Origin of the sequence: Paraglaciecola mesophila (assembly GCF_009906955.1) — a bacterium.
In the GTDB taxonomy this organism is placed as follows: Bacteria; Pseudomonadota; Gammaproteobacteria; order Enterobacterales; family Alteromonadaceae; genus Paraglaciecola; species Paraglaciecola mesophila_A.
In genome coordinates, this window is record NZ_CP047656.1 from 3,543,365 (window position 1) to 3,561,904 (window position 18,540).

Sequence of the window (18,540 nt, forward strand, 5' to 3'; positions counted from 1 at the left end):
GGCGCGCATTGTATACCAATAGTGCTTAGGGATGGAGGTCAATCCACCTTCTTATAAACATAATGTGCTTAAAAGGCTCTAACCCAAGCTTTCAAGAGGAAATTCGTTAATATCTGCTCGTGTTTTAACCAATTCATTCACATAAACGTCATACGATAAAAGTAGATGATTAAGGAGCAAAAGTGGTTTATTGTTTCAGTAACAGATGGTCAATCACAGCTAAGTGATATACCTATTGGCTGTTGTTTGGTGATTTGTATTGCAGTGCCTTTTATTCAAACGGAGTGACGAATGCCAGAAAAAAAAGCGTTAGATACAAGAATTTACGTACTCGATACCAATATCCTCCTGCACGAACCCCTCGCCTTTTTATCATTCAAAGAACATGACGTTGTTGTACCTATGACGGTTCTTGAAGAACTTGATTACATCAAAGACAGTAAAAAAGACGTTGCTCGTGATGCCCGCGTGTCTATTCGCGCCATGGAAGACTTATTGCATGACGCCACGCCAGAGCAACTCATGGAAGGCGTTACCATGCAAGGAATAGGCGTCGGGGAAACAGCACCAACAGGCAGTCTATCAATATTTGTCGATCATGCTTTGCCTGCTGACCAGCATGTATTTACTAGCGATGAAAACGACAATCGTATCATTAATACTGCACTGCACCTGCAAGCCCAATATCATCCTAGACAAGTCACTTTAGTGACCAAAGATATCAACATGCGGCTAAAAGCCAAAGGTGCAGGGTTAGCCCATGTAGAAGACTACAGAACGGATCAGTTAGTCAGTGATATCAAATATTTATCTAAAGGCTTTCATCGCTTCAATGGCGATTTTTGGAATGAAGTGACGGCAGTGGATAGTCGCACTGAAGGTCGCGATACCATTCACACGCTCGCTCGTGATGTCTTACCAGAAGCCTATGTGAACGAGTATTTGCTCGATGACACTGAACACTTCGCAGGATTGGTGGAATCCGTATCTGAGAAAGAAATCGATGTACTTGATTTGGGCTACGAGCGCTTAATGGGCCGACGAGCGTGGGGAATTACTCCTAAAAATATCGGGCAAGCGATGGCGTTTCATTCATTACTCGACCCGCACATCGATCTGGTCATTTTAACTGGCCCTGCAGGCAGTGGTAAAACCTTGCTCGCATTGGCTGCTGCGCTAGAAATGGTCGTTGAAAAAAATATGTATGACAAGATCATTGTCACGCGCAGCACACCAGAAATTGCCGAATCCATTGGCTTTTTACCCGGTACAGAAGAAGAGAAAATGGCCCCTTGGTTGGCGGCCATTACAGACTCTTTAGAAGTGCTACACAAAAATGATGAAAATGTGAAAGGCTCTATGAGTTACATCATGGAAAAAGCCAATATTCAGTTTAAGTCAGTTAATTTTATGCGCGGTCGAAGCATTCAAAATGCGATCGTGATCTTAGATGAGTCGCAAAACCTCACTGCATCCCAGCTTAAAACCATTATCACCCGCTGCGGTGAGGGGACTAAGCTGATTTGTAGCGGCAATTTAGCGCAAATAGACAGCAACTATTTGAGTGCTGTGACATCAGGTTTAACCTACATAGTGGAGAAATTTAAAAACTTCTCGGGTAGCGCTACGATTAATCTAGATGGTGTGGTGCGCAGTCGCTTGGCCGAGTTTGCTGAGGAGCAGTTATAGTTGCTCTTCATTGCGCTAAGCAGTAATCAATTAATAAAGTAGAGGCGGCCTTGTGAAATAACCCCAATAGTTGGACTTCTAATTACTGGGGTTTTTTTATGGGTCTTATTAACCCACATAGGGTTTGGCTATCCCCACGTAGGCTTCAAGTATCAGCACTAGCCAAATGGTCATAACCCAAGGTTTGACTTTCTTCAGGCTACGAGCCATTTTTAAGTTATCAGCACTGTCATCAGTCTTTTGCAAGATTTTGGCATATGTGATTGAAAATTCTTTTAAATTTACGCGAATCATTAGGCCGCAAAAAATCAAAAAGGCAAACCCTAATAGCTTGACGGCAATCCAAGGAGCCTCAGCTAAGCGCCCAGTGCTGTAGGCATAAATAGTGGAGGCGATTAGCGTAGCAATCATCGCCCAGCGAAAATAAAAATCGATCTTTGTCAGTAACGGAATATAGCTAGCGTTGTGTTTATAGTGCAGCACCAAAACCATGGTGAGCCATACAGGGCCTAATAAAAGAATTCCTACGAACTGCCAGGGTTGATGCTCTATGCCTAAGTAATGTGCAAGTATTCCTCCGGCGCTCAACATCAAACTCATACATATTTTTGGCACTAAATCACAACCAAGCATAATTTTGGCGGCAGTTAGGCGCGTTTCTCTGCTGAGCTTGTCGTCTATAACGAACTGACTGGAATAAAACACCCCCACATCACCCCCGAGCCAATAACAGAAAAGTAAAATATGGACTAACAGTGCGATATCGTATGGGGTCATAAGGACTTACTCTTTTAGAAACAATATTCTTCAGGGCAGATATACCCCAGTGCAGTTGATAAGCACATGGCAATTATCAATTCTTGTTTCATTTGCTCCACAAAAAATAGCGAGCGGTACCTGAATAAAGACGAATCTATTGCGTTAAGGAATGATTTCGTAGCTGTACATGCGGGTATCGAGAAAACGTTGGCTGCTTGGGGCAACCTGATTCAATGAAAAAAGCGCTGGTCCTGTGGGCTCCATCAATAAATATTCTTCGCTATTTATCAGCATACTTTCTTCATCTTTTTGCGGGGAAATGGCGATACCCAGTAGAGCATGGTTAGGTAAATAAAGCATGACTAACTCAATGTGAGGGAATAGTGCACGAATAACACTGGCCATCAGTACAGACTTACTATCGCAATCTCCTTGATTGTTACTGAGCAGAGTTAAAGGTGGGGAAAAACCAGCACCATTAGAGGACACTCTGCTTTCTAAATCATCATAAGGAATACTTTGTAACCAACTTAACAATAAGTTAAGAAAAGCCCGTATATCTGGGCTCTCAGAGGCTTCTGCATACATGGCTTCGGCGAAAGGTTTTAAAATTGATTGGTTTTCTTTTATATAACGCAAATGGTCTGGTTTGATGCCTTCCTGGCCCAGATAATTACTGAATTGAGTATAGTAATTATCGGCCAAATATTGTTTAAAGGCATCATCTTTGGCTTGCAGCAGTTGTTTTTGGTATTTTTTTACTTGTTCTTCAGAACGACTTCGCACGCTAAGTTGCAGGCTTCCACCTATGCGGATTATTTCGATACGTGCATCTTTGGCGTCAATTTTGTTTCGCTCTTTGAGCATGGCAATTTGTTGATAGCGGATCACTTGCTCTGGCACAAAGCGTTTATGATGACGGGTTTTTAACTGTTCCACAGGCAAGATAAATGAAATCTGATGATTTTCATTCGCTTGGTCACGCCACTTGTAGCTCAATTGAATGTCGTTTTCGAGGGAGGCTTTCTTAAAGCTGATTTGCTCGCTGTGAGCAAAGTGCAAAGGCGTCATAATCGCGAGAGATAAAGGTAATAAATTGGCCAAAACACCTTTTATACGCCGAGCTAAAAAGCGGCCTGTAAGGCCGCCATTGTGTTTGCATGATTGGGTATTTTTAGCTAAGTAGTTTTTTATGCAAGAAACCATTGCGCTCTACTGCGTCAACTAAGGGGATAAAACCAGCCGGAGTCGACAGGTTAATATAGCCAGTTTGACGCTCAAGTAAGATGTCGTTGAATTCAGTGGGGCGATTCACCTGTGGAGTGCATGCAACATCTGCAGCATCATCATTGGCGAAATGACTGGGTCCACCAGAGGCTGCAAACGCAATATCTAATTCACTGTGCTCAACGCGAGTGGCGAAACGATACTGACTTAGGTTTTTCATCACGAGCTGAATTAAGTCGCGCTCGTTGTCTATGGTGTGTAATTTACGTCGTAAAGAGTCTGACGCATGGAAAATATCAATCAAAGTAGAACTCCGTATAAAAACAGGCTATTCGCTGTCGGTTCGAGCGTGAATAATGAAGTCGTTATCACTGTCTTGGGTAATGAGGATTTCTATAGGACTGCAACAAACCTGACAATCTACAATTTGCTGCTGATTGACATCGTTGTCTTGATCAATTTCTATATCATTGATTTCCATGCAGTATGGGCAACTGAACTCAGCGTTTGATGTAAGGCTCATTTTGGTACTCCTATATGAGCCCTATATGGTAAAGGAAGATTGGGTAATCTTCCTACCGTTTATCGTGCTTTATTTTTGAAAACTTGTTACATATTCCACAAAGGCTTTATTGGCGGCCTTGCGATCGGCAGCAATTTTTTGCACTTCAGGTAACTCGTTTAATTTGGCCATAAGGTTTTTAGCTCCAGTTGAGCCATCCAGTAAATCAACCTCATACAACTTATGTGCAACACCAGCGGCTAAATCGACGCTGTATAAAAACATAATATCTGCCGCACTAAATGTGTCACCTGCCACATAAGGTGAGAAAGAGGCGAGTCTATTTAGGCCCGTCATGCCTCTAAATAGCGCACGCTTCACTTCTTTACGTGTTTCCTCACTGACTTTACCGCCAAAGAACGCTTCGGGATGGCAGCGCCGTGCTGGTAGCTCTAAATACAGCTCCATGAATTTGACCAGTTCTTTGACTCTGGCTTGGGCGAAAGGATCAGCAGGATAGAGTGGTTTATCTGGATATTTAGCGTCGAGATATTCCATGATGATATTCGTCTCAACTATGACGCCGTCTTCAGTTTCTAGCGCAGGGACTTTGCCCATGGGGCTTTTAGTCAGAAATTCAGGCTCTTGGTTGGGGTAAACAGTAACCACGTCGTAATCTAACCCTTTGTGGGCTAAAGCCAATTTGATCATATTGAAGTAATTGCTGACGTCGAATCCATATAATTTAAGCATGCGTAATCTCAAAGTTGGGTATGTACCTCTAGCTTGCTTCACCTCCTGGCAAGGAGCAATGTTATTTTCTTTATAGAAGGGTATAAGTGAACAAGGGGTATACGACACAGAGCAGTGCATTTATCGAATGAGACGGTCAGCAATTGCCAGTAAAACCCACGTAGCGAGATAAGAACCTATGTGGGTTTGACCGGCTATTCAGCGCTACTTCACCTGTTGCGAGATGATTTTGTCCATGCTGATTTGTTCGATTAGGGCTTGTCCATCGGCTGAAAACGTAATTTCACTATATGGCGTTGACGGAAAGGCTAGCGCTGTCATCGATAACTCTCCATTATTAACGAACAGTTCAATTGATGCTTTATCATAAATAATATCGAACGAATAGGCATCTAGGCTAGGGCTGATCACACCGACTTGCGGGTTGGCAAAATGCGCTTCAAACTTTGTTGCTCCTGATTTTGCGCGGTCGATAGTCACAGTACCTGCACTCGCATCAAGGCGTATTGATAGCTGTTCGCTTTGATTTTTATAATTGAAGGTCAGTGTGCTCGCTTCTTGCCTTTTTACCGTTACCTTGAGGCGATGTGCTTCTTCTATCTGGCCTAGTAATGTAGATAAATCAGTGGTGCTGTTGACTTCAACATTATTATGCTCAGCGACACGTTGACTAATATTGTCAAGTTCAGATACAGGCTTAGAGAATAGCTGCAGACCTAGTGCTGTTTCTTGTAACACTAGGTTTCGCGGGAGTGTCATACTGCCGCGCCATTTCTTGGTTGGAACGTCTCTGGCGTAAAGCCAGTTACTCATCCAACCCATAAATAAGGTGCGGCCGTCTGCATCGGGAACGTCGGAAAATGTGACGCCGGCATAGTTATCTGTACCGTAATCAAGCCAGAGCGCCTCTTGTTGGGCTAAGCGCTCAGAAAAATCAGGATCTACGATAAATTTACTACCATCGAAATCACCCACAAAATATTGGGTACCTGAACCGCCATTGGGTGCCCCCGGGACTAAGCTTACGAGCAATACGTGCTTTGTCTCACCCGTACTGGCAATTGTCATCTCTAATAAATCAGGGCATTCCCATACACCGCCATGAGCGCCTATCTTTTCACCAAATGTACTTTCCTCTTGCCAATCTATCAGATTTTTCGAGGAGTGAAAGCCAATATGATCTCCTTGCGCCAACGCCATTATCCACTTTTGCTGCGGGGCGTACCAAGATACTTTTGGATCACGATAATCCTTCAAACCTGGATTTTTCATCACTGGGTTTTGGTTATATTTGGTCCATGTTCTGCCTTTGTCTAAGCTATATGCCAGCCCTTGGGTTTGAAAATCAAGCGTACCTGCTTGTTCTCCCTTAACGTCATGGTAAGTGAATAGAGCAACCATAGGAGGGTTGTCTTTACTGCCTAAACCGGAGGTGTTGTTCCAATCCACCACCACGCTGCCTGAAAAGATTGTTCCTAACTCATCCGGATATAGAGCAACAGGTAAGTGCTGCCAATTTAGCATGTCATCACTTACCGCATGCCCCCAATGCATGGGACCCCAAACGGTTGAATCAGGGTGGTATTGATAGAACAAGTGATATTCGCCAGCGTAATACACCATGCCATTTGGGTCGTTCATCCAGTTAGCCGGCGGCGTAAAATGGAAGGTCGGTCTGTGCATTTCGCGGTCAAGATTGCCAATAATTTCTGAAGTGACGGGCGTCGATGATTGGCCTGAACATCCGAATAGTACGCAAGCTACTAGACCTAACATAACTGTTTTCATTGGTGGCTCTCCTTAGTGGGTTTAGTCAGTATTGCTGAAAGTGCTTCAAGTGATTTACCTTTTGTTTCAGGCATGAGCAGAAACACAAATATAAGCTGTAAGACCATCATAAAAGTAAAGAACGCAAATACCGTGCTTGCAGCATATTCAGACAGGAAATAGGGCATAAATAAGGTGATTAAGGCGGCAAAGACCCAATGCGTGCCGCTGCCGAGAGATTGTCCTTTAGAGCGCACTTTATTGGGAAATATTTCTGCTATAAACACCCAGATAACAGCGCCTTGTCCCACTGCATGGGATGCAATAAATGTGAACACAAAAAACACAACGACCATGCCTCCTTGTGCTGTGTAAAATGCCCATGTCACTACAGCAAGTGAAATGATGTAGCCGATGGAACCAATATACATAAGCGTTTTTCGACCTACTCGGTCAATCAAATAAATTCCAACAAAGGTGAAGAGTAAGTTAATCAACCCTATTCCGGTGCCAGATAGAAGGGAAGCGCTGGTGTCTAGTCCAGCCAGTTCGAAAACCCTAGGTGCGTAGTAAATAATAAAGTTAATGCCTGACAGTTGATTAAACGCTGCAAGCAAAAACGCCAACATGATCGGAAAACGATAAGCAGAACTGAATAAACGGCCGGGTCGTATATGTTGATTCTCTGTCATGATCTCATTAACGATTCGTCCACTTTGAGTTTCACCCAGTGACGTGAGGATCTGTTGAGCTTTGGCAGAATTATTACCATGTAAGATCAACCAACGGGGGCTTTCTGGTGCTTTAAGTATGAGCAGCAAGTAAGCCAAGGCGGGCACTGCTTCAATGCCAAGCATCATTCGCCAATCAAAGTCTAGTAATGCAGATAAGACGAAGTTTGAGAGGAAGGCAACTAAAATGCCAAATACGATTTGAAATTGGTAAATGGCCACTAATCGACCACGGTGTGACGCTGGCGCTATTTCGGAGATATAAGCGGGTACGGCAATAGAGGAAATACCCACACCTATGCCGCCAATAAAGCGCAGTAAGGCAAAAGTATAGGGATCGGTAGCAAGTGCTGAACCTAAGGCCGAGACAAGATACAAAATACCTATAGCAACCAACGTTGGCTTTCGGCCATATTTGTCACAAGGATAATTCCCACCTAACGCCCCTAACACTGTTCCCCATAATGCAGCCGACATGATGAATAAACCATGAAAGAGTGGCGACATATTCCATAGGGTTTGAATGGGTTTATCTGCGCCTGAAATAACCGCGGTATCGAAGCCAAATAGAAATCCTGCAACGGCGACAGTTATTGCCCAAAACGTGATTTTATTCACTGTACATCCCTCTATCTTTGTATGCGTAAATTAAATTTTTATCTGTTTAGAACGGCAAAGACATTGAGTAGAGCTCTTTGCACTGTAAACTTTAGAACTCAATACCTATCGCCTCTTAAACGATTAAGTTTTGAGATGGTAACCTGTTGTGTTTTTATTGTAAATATTTTATAACAACTAAATAACACGGTTTCGAAATGTGCTTTTTCATCAAATTAAGTTCATTAATCGAATGAAATTGGGTATTTTGGCGTGAATAAAAAAGAGTAATGTAGATAGGTCGAGGTTGTACCTTTTCGTGATACTAAAAACAGGCGGGTATGTTCGCTTTTTCTGTGTCTGTTTGCTCTTCGCCAACCAACATAACGCTGCGCTTTAAGGGAAAATAATCATCAAAAAAAAACTTAATCTTAAACAGGTATCACAGCAACTGGGCGTATCGACCGCGACAGTGTCTAATGCCTTCAATAGGCCGGACCAACTTTCAGCGAAATTACGCGAACGCATTCTGCGCGAATCAGCTGAATTAGGCTATCACGGGCCCAACTTCGCCGCGCGCTCGTTACGCAAAGGCGAATCAGGTGTGGTTGCCGTTGTGCTGGCTGATTCGATCAGCTACAGCTTATGTGACCCCGTTGCAAGCCAGTTTTTACAAGGTGTTGCAGAGCTACTGGGAGAAAATCAAAAACAGTTGCTATTGCTCTCTAGTGCTCAAGACGAGCTGCAACAAAGCAGTGCTGAGTCACTCCCTGATGGCTTTATTTTTTATGGGGCACCCAGTGGCGATATATTTGAGCGGGTCAAACGCTCAGGGAAACCAATCATCGCTGTGGATTTTGAAACCGAGGACAGTGAGTCTGTTAATATCAATAACGAACAAGGTGCCTACATGGTTGCTAGCCATGCTTTGGCTAAGAAACCACTGAACATTGCAGTATTAGGGCTACGTTTAGTGGAGTCGCAACGTATTTGCAGACTGACCGCACAGGACATGCAAGTGGAATCAAAAGAGATTTCACGTAGTCGTTTAAAGGGATATATGAGAGCATGCGACGAGCTAAATCTATCACTTATACCCAGTCAAATTTGGCACATTCCGGTGAATACCCCCGACATGGCGGAAATTGCGGCACGAGAAGCATTGACCCTCAATCCTTTGCCTGATCTTATATTGTGTATGAGTGATGTGATTGCACTTGCCGCATTGCGTGTTGCCAATGATTTAGACATCTCTATCCCCGAACAAATACACGTTACTGGCTTCGACGATATTCCCGAAGCGCAGCGTAGTACGCCTAGTTTGACTACTGTATGTCAGCAAAGCTCAGAAAAGGGCAGGGTTGCTACCCGGTTGCTTCTAGACAAAGAGCACAAAGACAGTGTTGTCCTTGATACGCGACTGGTGATTAGAGCGAGTTGCGATTAAGTGAGTAAACAACTCGCTGCTCAGTCCTATTCAGTGGGCTGAGCATTGAGTAACCACATCACCTGATAGGGCGCTAGCTCAAGTGTTTGGGGGGCAGGGGAAACCCGCACCTCAGAAAGCAAATCGTGCCAGACATCGCCATTCCCTAATCCAATTGTGCTACTTGATATTTGCTGTTTATGCTCGCTGAAATTGCAGATAGCCAGCAATGCTGTGCCATTATTTGCCATACGTTGATAGGCAAATAGTGCGCTTTGGTGAGTATTGATAATATGAGTTGCGGCTTGACCAAATACGTTGTGGCGTTTACGTAACGCTATGAGGTTTTGCAAACCATTAGTCACCCGATTTTGCGGTGTGTCTTTTTTCTGACTGGCTTGAATGTCTGTATCTGTAACGGCAATCCGTTGTACCCAGCGCTCATCATGCTTTTTGCTGACGTCTTGTTCGTAGCTGTAATCATTGAGCAGGGCCAATTCGTCACCAGAGTAAATCAACGGAATGCCACCTATACTTAAAATGATGCTGTGAACCATTAATATTCGGGCAACGGCGTGCTTAATCAATGTTTCATTATTTTGCTGAATTCCTTGCTCTAAACCGGCCAGCGAGGCCAAAGAGCCACAGACACGACAGTCACCATTGCTTGGGTTTTCACCAAAGGCAACGCCAGTCGCAAACGAGCCCTCGAAACGCCCTGTGTAAAACTGATTAAGAAAACGGCGATGGTCATATCCGTTCACACCTTGTTGCTGGGCTACTGCATCGTCGAATGTCCATCCGATATCATCATGGCACCGAACATAATTCACCCAAGCGCAGTCCGGCGATATTTCAAAGCTTTTCTGCATAGACTCAGTCAGTAATTGGGTATCCCTAGTGGCTAGCGTGTTCCAGATGAGTGCCATTAACAATGGGTTGTAGGACAACTGGCATTCCTGTTTGTCAATGTACTTTAAGACTTCGTCAGGGTGTACTATGGCTTCTGATTTGAATACCACAGCAGGCGCCGCAATTTGCAGGCAGCTATTGAAGGCTTGGATCAGCTTATGCGCTTTATCTTGGTTTTCACAGTTTGTGCCCATTTCTTTCCAAATAAATGCTAATGCATCTAAACGCAGCGCTTCGCATCCTAGATTGGCTAAGTACAGCATCTCATCTGTAATGGCATTGAATACAGCTGGGTTCGTGTAATTCAGATCCCATTGGAAGTTATTAAAGGTAGTCCATACCCATTTGTTGCTGTCGTTATTCCAGCTGAAGTTACCGCGACGCACTTGAGGAAAAATTTCTCTGAGATGCTTTTCGTACTCATCAGGAACACGCTTATCATCAAACATATAATAAAATTCTTGATACTTCTGGTCCCCCGCTTTGGCAGCGAGTGCCCAAGGGTGTTCATCCGAGGTATGGTTGAACACAAAATCAAGTACCAAGCTAATACCCGCTTCACCGAGTGCTTTTGATAATGCTTCTAGATCTTTATTGGTACCGAGCGTGTCATTTACCTTGCGATAATCAGAGACCGCATAACCCCCGTCACTGTCGCCTTTAGGTGAATCATAGAGCGGCATCAAATGTAAATAAGTTACGCCGGTTTCGACTAGGTAAGGGATGCGCTGCTGTAAGCCCTTCAAATCACCAGCAAACAAATCTACGTAGCACGCCATGCCCAACATGTTTTCACCTTGATACCAATGAGGATTGGCCAATCTCATTTTATCTTTTTTCTTGAGCGCCTTAGAACGCTGGTTGAATCCATTGACTAATGTTTGCGTCAGCTCTTGCAGGTAGTAGAAAAAATCATACTTGTTACCGTATATATCGATGAGTAGCGAAAATAAGCGAGGGAATTGCTCATTCATTCGATTGATAAATATAGTTTGCTCACGTTTAGGCACAGCGCTTAAATCTAAGCCGTCTAAAATGCGCGATAAGGTGCGTTTACTTTCGAGTTTAATATTCATAGTTTTTACATCATCTAAAACGATTAAGTTTGATTGGTGTGCGATTAATAGTACGTTTGCAGCGCATTGTAAACGGTTTTTGTTTTATTTTTTACAGGCTGTTTACAATACTAGTTTTATTTGTTAATTTTATTTAACTGAATCTTAAACGATTAAGTTGATGTTTCCAATAGTCGTTAGCATGCACAGGTATGACTGTTAATTGACTATAGTGATTGTGTTACAGCAACTTGCTCACCAACACTTGTCTCTAGAGGCAAAAGTTCCACGTTAAAGGAAATAAGCAGTGAAAAATGTTTCAAATACAAGTAACGCTACGCTTATTCGCTGGCTCACCTATTTAATGTTCATGATGTTCGCGATGACATCTGACTCGGTGGGCGAGATCATCAAAGAAGTCAAACGAGAGTTTGACGTCTCAAATACAGAAGCAAGCTTGATGCATTCATTGTTTATGATTGGTATTGCATTTTCTGGTCTGTTTTTAGGGTTTTTGGCTGACAGATTCGGCCGAAAAAGAACCATTACCTTAGGTTTGTCTTTGTTTGCTTTGTCGTGCTACTTGTTTTTGGTGGGCAATAGCTTCGAGTTTATTTTAGGGCTAATCACATTGTCTGGCCTGGCGGTTGGTGTGTTTAAAACAGCTGCTTTGGCTCTCATTGGCGATATTTCTCGCTCTACAAAAGAGCACACGGGCACAATGAATGGCGCAGAAGCTTTCTTCGGTGTTGGAGCTATTATTGGGCCGCTCATTGTCGCTTGGATGGTACGAGAAGGGGTTGATTGGAAATTACTTTATGTTCTTGCTGGTGGCTTATGCACTTTGCTTATTTTAATGGCATGGAAAGTCAATTACCCAGAGCATGCACCTGTTGCTACACACCATAAACCGGTTAATTTCATGAGCAGCCTGAAACTACTGAAAAATCCTTATGCCATGGGATTTTCTATTGGGGCTTTTTTGTATGTCGCCGCTGAGAGCGCTATCTACGTGTGGATGCCAAGTTACCTAGTGTGTGACGCGGTCAATATTTCTGACTCATTTTCTTGTTATACCAGCGGTCCCGAAAAAATGCTTGCGGTGTATGCCGTATCTATTTTCTTTTCACTGCGAGCAGTCGGGCGGTTTGTTGGCATTTGGATGATGCAGCGCTTTAACTGGGCACTGGTACTGATGTTATTTAGCTTAGCTATCACCCTATGCTTTATTGGCGGCTTGGTGGGCGGTAAGGAAGTCGCTTTGTACCTTTTTCCACTGACAGGCGTTTTTATGTCGGTAATTTATCCTACCTTTAATTCTAAAGGGATCTGCTGCTTTGCTAAGCATGAGCATGGCACTGTCGCTGGGGTTATCTTGTTCTTTACGGCTGCAGGCGCAGCTGCTGGCCCTTTCATCATGGGTATGGTCAGTGATGCTAACGGGGGGGACGCAAAATACGGCTTTATCGTTGCAACCGGTTTTGCCTGCATATTATTTATTGGCTTATTACTGAACTTCATTTTTAACCCGACTGAACGCCATTTAGCCATCGTTGAAAAGGCAGAGTACGGTGCGAAGTATTAGATGCATGTAAAGAAAAACAAACGTTATTTGAAACGCCAAGCTGCATTATCGCTTGGGGATGAATAAGCACCGAATTTCGGTGTGGTACTGAAGGTTTGATAAATATTAGGCAACCAGTGCGCTGGTCGTCTTTAACGGTATAACGGCGTCTATTCAACAATGCTTTGATTGGGTGCGTTGTAACACAAATTAATGGGGTAACACATGAAGAACACACACTTTTTTAAACCAGCATTGTTGTCTATCGCTGTCTCAACGGCTATGTATTCAAACGTCTCTCTCGCACAGGAAACTACACAAGCCGAGGATGTTGAAGTCATTTCAGTATCAGGTATTCGAGGTTCGCTTATTCGGGCTCAGGCGGTAAAGATGGAGAATACTTCAATCGTAGAAGCTATTTCAGCTGAGGATATTGGTAAATTACCAGACTCGTCTATCGCTGAGTCATTAGCGCGTTTGCCTGGCATGTCAGGTGAAAGAGTAGGTGGGCGTACGTCAGGTATTTCTATCCGTGGTTTTAAAGAAGATTTCACGGGTACCTCTTTAAATGGTCGTGAGTTAATCGGTATCGGCGATAACCGCGGTGTCGAATACGACCTGTATCCGTCAGAGATCATGACAGGTGCTACCGTTTATAAAACAACAGATGCGGCGTTAATGGTGCAAGGCATTGGTGGTACAGTTGATTTACAAACTGTGCGTCCTTTACAAGCTCAAGAGACCCTAACAGTTAACGGAGTTTATGAGCTTGCTGGCCGCGAGTCAGACAACCCTGAGTTTGACAACACCGGCCATCGTTTATCGCTTTCATTCGTTGAAAAGTTTGCCGACGACACCATTGGTTTAGCCGTAGCACTGGCGACCACTGAATCACCCAACAACCAGCGTAAATTTGGTGTGTGGGGGTACAACCCACCTAATGAAGATGGGCATATATTACCATCTGGCTTAGATACCAATGTGCAAAGCCAAGTGCTCGACCGTGACACTGTTTCAGCCGTGTTGCAGTTTCAACCTAATGATAGTTTAAATATCATTATTGATGCGTTGGATATCAGCTTTTCTGACTCAGGTATTATTCGTGGTTTTGTCGAACCTTTTGAAGCCACAAACGTAACAGGTACAGGCTTCAACACCACAGGTACGCAAATTAATGCAAACTCTGTATTGATCAACAATCCTAAGCAGAAAGACGGTGATTTATCTGTTTACGGTTTAAACGTGGAATATCACGTAAACGACAACTGGTCGGTTAAACTTGATGTGGCAAGAAGTGAGTCAACTAAGCGCGACCTGCAAGGGGAGTCATATTCTGGCCTTGCTCGTAATGGTGCATTAGACGCTACTGACCCTTCTCAATTTGGTACACGTGAATTCGAGATGAGCCAAGACGGCATCTACTTTACTGGTTCGACGGGCTTAGAGGCATTCTCAGACCCAAGCGCTCTTCAATTAACTGGGCCGCAAGCTTGGGGCGGCGGCTTGAAAAACCTTGCAGATAATTTTGCCACAACAGAATTGATGGCTAATGGTGACCCGTATAGTTACGTTCAAGCACAAGATGGTTTTTTAAACTATGCTGATTTCGAAGAAGAGTTAACCACCTACAAATTTGAAGTGGTTGGCTTACTCGACGGTGACATTTTTCATACCGTTACCGCAGGTATTAACTACAGCGATCGCTATAAGAGTAAAGACAATAAAGGCTTTTTCGTAACGGCTTCTTCATATCCTTTCTCTGATGCCATTCCTTCTCAATATGTGTACAACGGATTAGCCGATTTAACTTGGGCTGGTTTAGGCGAAGTTGTTGCCTACGACGGTTTTGCTCCATACAACGATGGTGAGTACCAATATAATGATGCTGGTTTACTTGAACCTGATCGTTTAGGCGACACCTATGTAGTAGAAGAAGAAGTCACAACGATATACGCAAAAGTCGATTTCAACACTGAGATTGCTGACTTCCCGATAATGGGTAACGTGGGTCTGCAATACGTACAAACGGATCAGTCCTCTACCGGTTATAACGGTATTGTTGGGGCAAACTTTGCGGTTTGTGACGATGACAACGATCAACAGGTTGATGAATCATGCGTTGTTTCTGGTGGGGACGAGTATAGCCATGTGCTGCCAAGCTTAAACGTGAGTGTTGAGGTTGGTGAAAACCAATTCGTTCGTTTTGCTGCGAACAAAGCGATTAGCCGTGCGCGTATAGATCAAATGAAAGCATCAAGCTTCGTGAAGTTTGACCAAAATATTACACTTATCGCCATTCCTAATACCGTAGAGGCGGTTAACGACTTTGGTTCACCATGGTCTAAGTTTGCCGGTAACCCAGAGTTGCGCCCATTAGAGTCAAACAACTTTGACTTGTCTTTTGAGCATTACTTTGAAGATGAAGGCTATTTATCAGCGGTTCTTTTCTACAAAGATCTTGTTAATCTAACTCAAGAAAGCAGTGGTGATAGCTCATTGATTAACTTCAGAAACGACGAAACAAATGACGGTGCTGATTACTACATTCCTGGGTTCCACGACAGATTAGCTGTGTTTACGGGGGAGCATGATCCTGCAGGGGTTTTCTACAATGAAGGCGATTTGATCACTCCGCCTGATTACGGCACCTATTCATTCTTTGAAGACGGCCTCAAAGGAGAAGTAAAGGGAATCGAATTGACAGGTAATGTGCCATTCAACATTTTCAGTGACAGCCTAGATGGCTTTGGTGTTGCAGCATCGGCTATTTTCATCGATGCAGAACTAGATGATGGTTCACCGCTTGTTGGCCAATCTGATCGCACTTTTTCATTGACTGCTTACTATGCGATGGACGGTTTTGAAATACGTGTCGCCGGTACCGATCGCTCTGATTACTCTACATACCAACGTGGCGGTTCAAATAAAATTGAAACGGCCCAGCGTAACGGCGTAACCTTAGTCGATGCGCAAATTAGCTACGACTTTGAAGACTCTGATATAGATTACCTCAAAGGTCTACGTGTTTCATTACAAGGCACCAATTTGACTGATGTGGATGAGGAAACAGTGGATACCAACGGTATAGTCACGGCTCGTCGTCAATTTGGCCCATCTTACATGGTTAACGTTAACTACGCGTTTTATTAATTAAAACACTGCTGCTCGGCCCCACAGTTTACGAAATTTTGGGGCCTTTTTTATGTGTCAGATTGTGCATTTAACGCATAAACATGAGTATGATACCAATCCGCATTAATAAGTGACCGTCTCAGAATGCGTCCAGCGGTTTTTGATTAAGGCGTCGCTATGTAGTAATGGTTGTTCTCTTGCAAATAGTGAGAACGCAGAGCAAAAGCCGCTGGGGCATTCCTTGCAGGCGGGTTTTAAAAGGGCTTACACATGCGTTGCATGACTTCGAAAGAGAACAACTATTCATTCAGTCATGCGCCTTGTTTAAGCCCTTTTAAACTCTCGCTGAGTGATCACTTATTAACGTGGAATGGTATGATAAGTCACTGTAAATTTATAGGGTGTGGAATATGGCAGCGCCGATACGCAAAGTCGTCATAGCAGGTGGTGGTACGGCAGGTTGGATGACCGCTGCCATGCTCAGTAAGGTCTTAAAGAGTCAGGTTGAGGTTGTATTGGTTGAATCTGAAGAGATCGGCATCATAGGTGTTGGCGAAGCAACAATTCCCCCAATACACACATTTAACACCTATTTAGGTTTAGACGAAAAAGAGTTTTTACGAGAAACGAAAGCCACAATAAAGCTGGCGATAAAATTCGAAAACTGGCGAGTCAAAGGTGAGAGCTATTACCATACGTTTGGTGCGCCAGGCACGAACATGGGATTTTGTAGTTTTCAACATTATTGGCTGCGCGCCAAGCAGGCAGGCATGACAACACCCCTGTGGGATTTCGATTTGAATTATCTGTGCTGTGAACAACAAAAATTCAATAAAATCAACACGCAAAACCCAGTATACGAAATGCAATATGCCTATCATTTTGACTCAGGTTTGTATGGACAGTACTTGCGCAAACTATCCGAAAAGGCAGGGGTAACCCGAATAGAAGGTAAAATAGAGCATGTGCAGCGTGACGAGCAGTCGGGTTTCATTACCGGCTTGCAGTTGCATAGCGGCCAACAAATAGAGGGCGATTTATTCATAGATTGCACCGGCCAAAGAGGCTTGCTAATCAAAGGAGCGATGGGAGTCGAATTTGAAAGCTGGAAAGACTATTTACCAGCGGATACGGCATTAGCTGTACCCAGCGAACGCTTTGAGCGAACCTTACCTTACACCCGCAGTATTGCCCATGCGTCAGGTTGGCAGTGGCGTATTCCGTTAACGCACAGAAACGGCAACGGCTTCGTTTACAGTTCGTCGTATTTATCAGATGACGATGCCCATCAAACCTTGATGAGTAATTTAGACAGCAAACCCTTAGATGAGGCACGTAAAATACAGTTTCAAACTGGAAGAACGGCCCAGCAATGGCACAAAAACGTTGTGTCAGTGGGTCTCTCAAGTGGCTTTTTAGAGCCATTAGAATCTACCAGTATTCACCTTATTCAATCTGCGATTGTGCGGTTATTAAAAATGTTTCCTAACGAGACGATCGAGCAAAGCGTCATCGATGGCTACAATGAAGAGTCGAAGGCCGAATTTGCCACTATCGCTGACTTTATTATTTTGCATTATCACGTGAACGAACGAAACGATTCTGATTTTTGGAAAGACAGACGAGAAATGGTCATACCGGATAGGTTGAAACAAAAAATTGCCATATTCAAAAGCGCTGGAACCATTTTTAACGACCCTCTCGACATATTTAGGGATGCCTCTTGGTTGCAAGTCATGCTCGGTCAAGGAATTGAACCCCAGGACTATCACCCAGCGGCCAATGTGCCTAATGAAAAAGAGTTGTTGGGGATCATGCAGAAAATTCAATCAGCCAAGCAACAGCCTTTGGGGCAAATGCTATCTCATGATGAATTTTTAGCGCGATATACCAAACAGGGTTAACGTGCCTTAATTTTGCGTTATACTGCGCCGGTCTTAACAAGTTGGGTGATATATGAAAGTTTGTGGTGTTGAATTAAACAGTAATGATGTAAATGTGTGTTTGTTGTCTTTGGCTAATGAGGTGTTTCAATTGCCGGATTTTCGCAGCCGTCGTCTTACATTAACCAACATCAATAGCAGTAAAGATTTACGCTATTTTCAGCAGACATTCGCCAAACTAATGGCAGATTACAAGGTAGATAAAGTGGTTATTCGCCAGCGCCCGATGAAAGGTAAATTTGCCGGAGGCGCGGTGGGCTTTAAACTCGAAGCCGCCATTGAGCTCATTGAAGATTTAGATGTGGTGATTATGTCACCGACGGATATCAAAGAGTCATTACGACGCAACCCTGTACATATCCCCTATGCTGAAACGGGTTTGAAAGTTTTCCAAGAAACCGCGTTTAATACCGCGTTTGCTTATTTGATGAAAGACAAGTACGCCCCGAAAGACGAGTAAATTTTTGATATATCAGTAAGAAT

The 18,540-nt window shown here is 43.6% G+C and carries 14 protein-coding genes; 6 read left to right on the forward strand and 8 right to left on the reverse strand.

All coding sequences use genetic code 11. The features are described 5' to 3' along the window. The first annotated feature begins 291 nt into the window (after window positions 1-291). A complete protein-coding gene (locus tag FX988_RS15255; protein ID WP_160180992.1) occupies window positions 292-1,689 on the forward strand; it encodes a PhoH family protein in 1,398 nt (465 codons plus the stop codon). 108 nt (window positions 1,690-1,797) lie between these two features. Here the strand turns inward: FX988_RS15255 and FX988_RS15260 are convergent, their stop codons facing one another. The 7 genes from FX988_RS15260 to FX988_RS15290 form a co-directional block, all read right to left on the reverse strand. After that, a complete protein-coding gene (locus tag FX988_RS15260; protein ID WP_160180993.1) occupies window positions 1,798-2,466 on the reverse strand; it encodes a hypothetical protein in 669 nt (222 codons plus the stop codon). 144 nt (window positions 2,467-2,610) lie between these two features. Beyond that, window positions 2,611-3,654 carry a hypothetical protein gene (locus tag FX988_RS15265; protein WP_160180994.1) on the reverse strand — a complete coding sequence of 348 codons (1,044 nt, stop codon included), beginning with the start codon at window positions 3,652-3,654 and terminating at the stop codon, window positions 2,611-2,613. Continuing rightward, on the reverse strand, window positions 3,623-3,979 hold the full coding sequence (locus FX988_RS15270) for a hypothetical protein (protein WP_160180995.1): 357 nt from the start codon (window positions 3,977-3,979) through the stop codon (window positions 3,623-3,625). The genes FX988_RS15265 and FX988_RS15270 overlap by 32 nt, the downstream gene beginning before the upstream one ends. Window positions 3,980-4,003: 24 nt before the next feature. Continuing rightward, complete coding sequence (locus tag FX988_RS15275; RefSeq protein ID WP_007985042.1) at window positions 4,004-4,198, reverse strand: CPXCG motif-containing cysteine-rich protein; 195 nt, start codon at window positions 4,196-4,198, stop codon at window positions 4,004-4,006. 69 nt (window positions 4,199-4,267) lie between these two features. Then, complete coding sequence (locus FX988_RS15280; protein ID WP_160180996.1) at window positions 4,268-4,930, reverse strand: glutathione S-transferase family protein; 663 nt, start codon at window positions 4,928-4,930, stop codon at window positions 4,268-4,270. A gap of 204 nt (window positions 4,931-5,134) precedes the next feature. Further along, the gene (locus tag FX988_RS15285; RefSeq protein WP_160180997.1) at window positions 5,135-6,718 is read right to left on the reverse strand and encodes a glycoside hydrolase family 32 protein; all 1,584 of its coding nucleotides are present in this window, start codon (window positions 6,716-6,718) and stop codon (window positions 5,135-5,137) included. Continuing rightward, window positions 6,715-8,046 carry a sugar porter family MFS transporter gene (locus FX988_RS15290; protein ID WP_160180998.1) on the reverse strand — a complete coding sequence of 444 codons (1,332 nt, stop codon included), beginning with the start codon at window positions 8,044-8,046 and terminating at the stop codon, window positions 6,715-6,717. The genes FX988_RS15285 and FX988_RS15290 overlap by 4 nt, the downstream gene beginning before the upstream one ends. Before the next feature lie 451 nt (window positions 8,047-8,497). On the opposite strand from FX988_RS15290, the gene FX988_RS15295 reads away from it, so the two are divergent. Then, the gene (locus tag FX988_RS15295) at window positions 8,498-9,472 is read left to right on the forward strand and encodes a LacI family DNA-binding transcriptional regulator (RefSeq protein WP_254700630.1); all 975 of its coding nucleotides are present in this window, start codon (window positions 8,498-8,500) and stop codon (window positions 9,470-9,472) included. A gap of 26 nt (window positions 9,473-9,498) precedes the next feature. Here FX988_RS15295 and FX988_RS15300 read toward each other — a convergent pair whose 3' ends face one another. Then, window positions 9,499-11,439, reverse strand: coding sequence for an amylosucrase (locus tag FX988_RS15300; protein ID WP_160180999.1), 1,941 nt, complete (start codon window positions 11,437-11,439; stop codon window positions 9,499-9,501). Between the two features lie 343 nt (window positions 11,440-11,782). Between FX988_RS15300 and FX988_RS15305 the strand changes: the two genes are divergently transcribed. The 4 genes from FX988_RS15305 to FX988_RS15320 all read left to right on the forward strand — a co-directional run bounded on the left by FX988_RS15305 (window position 11,783) and on the right by FX988_RS15320 (window position 18,517). Next, window positions 11,783-13,003 (forward strand): MFS transporter, encoded by a 1,221-nt coding sequence (locus FX988_RS15305; protein ID WP_201751676.1) that lies wholly within the window; start codon window positions 11,783-11,785, stop codon window positions 13,001-13,003. Window positions 13,004-13,207: 204 nt separating this feature from the next. After that, complete coding sequence (locus FX988_RS15310) at window positions 13,208-16,132, forward strand: TonB-dependent receptor (protein ID WP_160181001.1); 2,925 nt, start codon at window positions 13,208-13,210, stop codon at window positions 16,130-16,132. Window positions 16,133-16,524: 392 nt separating this feature from the next. Continuing rightward, on the forward strand, window positions 16,525-18,018 hold the full coding sequence (locus FX988_RS15315; protein ID WP_160181002.1) for a tryptophan halogenase family protein: 1,494 nt from the start codon (window positions 16,525-16,527) through the stop codon (window positions 18,016-18,018). A 52-nt stretch (window positions 18,019-18,070) separates the two neighbouring features. After that, the gene (locus FX988_RS15320; protein ID WP_160181003.1) at window positions 18,071-18,517 is read left to right on the forward strand and encodes a DUF3010 family protein; all 447 of its coding nucleotides are present in this window, start codon (window positions 18,071-18,073) and stop codon (window positions 18,515-18,517) included. Window positions 18,518-18,540 lie beyond the last annotated feature (23 nt).

What these genes read in the sequence shown, in the direction of transcription:
- FX988_RS15255 (WP_160180992.1), top strand. Translation starts at nt 292, where the DNA reads ATGCCAGAAAAAAAAGCGTTAGATACAAGAATTTACGTACTCGATACC.
- FX988_RS15260 (WP_160180993.1), bottom strand. Translation starts at nt 2,466, where the DNA reads ATGACCCCATACGATATCGCACTGTTAGTCCATATTTTACTTTTCTGT.
- FX988_RS15265 (WP_160180994.1), bottom strand. Translation starts at nt 3,654, where the DNA reads ATGGTTTCTTGCATAAAAAACTACTTAGCTAAAAATACCCAATCATGC.
- FX988_RS15275 (WP_007985042.1), bottom strand. Translation starts at nt 4,198, where the DNA reads ATGAGCCTTACATCAAACGCTGAGTTCAGTTGCCCATACTGCATGGAA.
- FX988_RS15280 (WP_160180996.1), bottom strand. Translation starts at nt 4,930, where the DNA reads ATGCTTAAATTATATGGATTCGACGTCAGCAATTACTTCAATATGATC.
- FX988_RS15285 (WP_160180997.1), bottom strand. Translation starts at nt 6,718, where the DNA reads ATGAAAACAGTTATGTTAGGTCTAGTAGCTTGCGTACTATTCGGATGT.
- FX988_RS15300 (WP_160180999.1), bottom strand. Translation starts at nt 11,439, where the DNA reads ATGAATATTAAACTCGAAAGTAAACGCACCTTATCGCGCATTTTAGAC.
- FX988_RS15305 (WP_201751676.1), top strand. Translation starts at nt 11,783, where the DNA reads ATGTTCATGATGTTCGCGATGACATCTGACTCGGTGGGCGAGATCATC.
- FX988_RS15310 (WP_160181001.1), top strand. Translation starts at nt 13,208, where the DNA reads ATGAAGAACACACACTTTTTTAAACCAGCATTGTTGTCTATCGCTGTC.
- FX988_RS15315 (WP_160181002.1), top strand. Translation starts at nt 16,525, where the DNA reads ATGGCAGCGCCGATACGCAAAGTCGTCATAGCAGGTGGTGGTACGGCA.
- FX988_RS15320 (WP_160181003.1), top strand. Translation starts at nt 18,071, where the DNA reads ATGAAAGTTTGTGGTGTTGAATTAAACAGTAATGATGTAAATGTGTGT.